Origin of the sequence: Brooklawnia sp., from assembly GCF_049651565.1 — a bacterium.
GTDB lineage: Bacteria > Actinomycetota > Actinomycetes > Propionibacteriales > Propionibacteriaceae > Brooklawnia.
Map to the genome: position 1 here is coordinate 1 of NZ_JBASCI010000091.1, position 1,614 is coordinate 1,614.

Annotated in this window: 2 protein-coding genes; one reads left to right on the forward strand and one right to left on the reverse strand. The window is 72.1% G+C overall.

Annotated elements, in window-relative coordinates:
- Positions 1 to 1,437 (forward strand): TM0106 family RecB-like putative nuclease (locus WBL05_RS04360; RefSeq protein ID WP_424224010.1); only part of this gene is annotated, 1,437 nt, incomplete at its 5' end.
- Here WBL05_RS04360 and WBL05_RS04365 read toward each other — a convergent pair.
- Positions 1,434 to 1,614, reverse strand: a 181-nt coding sequence (locus WBL05_RS04365) for a hypothetical protein (protein WP_424224011.1), incomplete at its 5' end; no start/stop codon positions are given. The two genes, WBL05_RS04360 and WBL05_RS04365, sit on opposite strands and share 4 nt — an antisense overlap.

Sequence of the window (1,614 nt, forward strand, 5' to 3'; positions counted from 1 at the left end):
GACCAGAAGAACGGACGCCCCGGTTACCTGCCGGTGCAGGTCCGCTACAAGCGGATGCTGGAGCGGCACAGCCGGCCCGCCCAGCAGTCCGGCAGCCCGCTGGCCAGCCCGTCGCCGGCCGCCGCCCTCGACCTGATCAACGCCCGGTTCCGCACCGGCCGGGAGGACGACCAGCTGCACGTCGCCCACTTCTGGCGGCTGCTGGAGGCGTCCGGCTGGCAGGCCGGCGGCGAGCCGATGGCCGGCATCATCGGCACCGACCACCTAAAGCGCACCTTCTTCACCGAAGGTGACCTGGCCGGGGTGGCGGCGCTCGCGCTGAGCCGGGGCCGCAGCGCCCAGACCAGCCACGCGGTGATCTGGATCCACCTGACCAGCAAGCACATCCGCACCTTCTCGCGCACCGCGGCCGAAGGCTGGAAGGCCCGCTCGCCGCTGGAGCGCTACGACCACGAGCACGGCTTCCGGGTCAAGGTCGCCGAGACCGCCGGCAAGCGCACCGGCGGCCCGGGTGACCCGCGGCCGATGGTGGCACCGATCTACGTCCGCGAGTGCAACTCCTGCCCGTGGTGGTCGGTCTGCGCGCCGGTGCTGGGCACCGACGACCTGAGCGTCCAGATCGACAAATCACCGCTGGACGTGCGGGAGATCAGCGTGCTGCGCAGCCTGGGCGTCCGCTCGGTTCACGACCTCGGCCGGGTTGACCTGGAGGCACTGCTGCCCCGTTACCTGCCCGAGGTGCGGCACCGGGAGGGTGCCGAGCAGCGGCTGCGGCTGGCCGCCCGGCGGGCCCGGATGATCGCCGCCGGGATCGAGCTGGAGCGGACCAGCCACGGCCCCATCGAGCTGCCCAAGGCCGACGTCGAGATCGACTGGGACATCGAGACCTCCGCCGCCGACCGGGTCTACCTGTGGGGATTCCTGGTCCGCGATCGCTCCCGGCCGGATCAGCCGGGCGGCTACCAGCCGTTCGTCAGCTTCACCGACCAGACCGCTGGCGAGGAGCTGGAGCTGGCCCGGGACGCGATGGGCTGGCTGGTCGGGCTGCTGGAGGCCAACCCGGACGCCCACGTCTTCCACTACTCCGACTACGAGATGATCCACCTGTCAAAGCTGGCCTCGGCATCGGGCGACCCGGTGCTGAACCGCGCCCTGGAGTTGCTGCGTGGCCGGCACGTGGACCTGTTCGAGACCATGCGCGGCAACTACTTCGGCGCACACGGGCTCAGCCTGAAGACCGCCGCCCGCGCCGCGGCCGGGTTCCAGTGGCGCGACGACACCCCCGGCGGCCTGAACTCGCAGTCCTGGTTCGACGAGGCCACCCACGGCCCCGACGAGCAGACCCGGGCCGAGGCCAGGCAGCGCGTCCTCGACTACAACGAGGACGACGTGCGGGCAACGATGGCGCTGCGCGACTGGCTACGCACCGAGGACTAGCCGGCGCGCGTCCGGTCGGGGTCGATGGGCACCACCAGCACGTCGATGCCCTCGACCGGGCTGCGCAGCACCGCCCCGAGCTCGGCCGGGTCGGCCACCCGTCTGGTCGGCCAGCCGAAGCCAGCGGCCAGCGACACCAGGTCGCGGCCGTGTGGCATGGCGAAGAGCCCCTCGAAC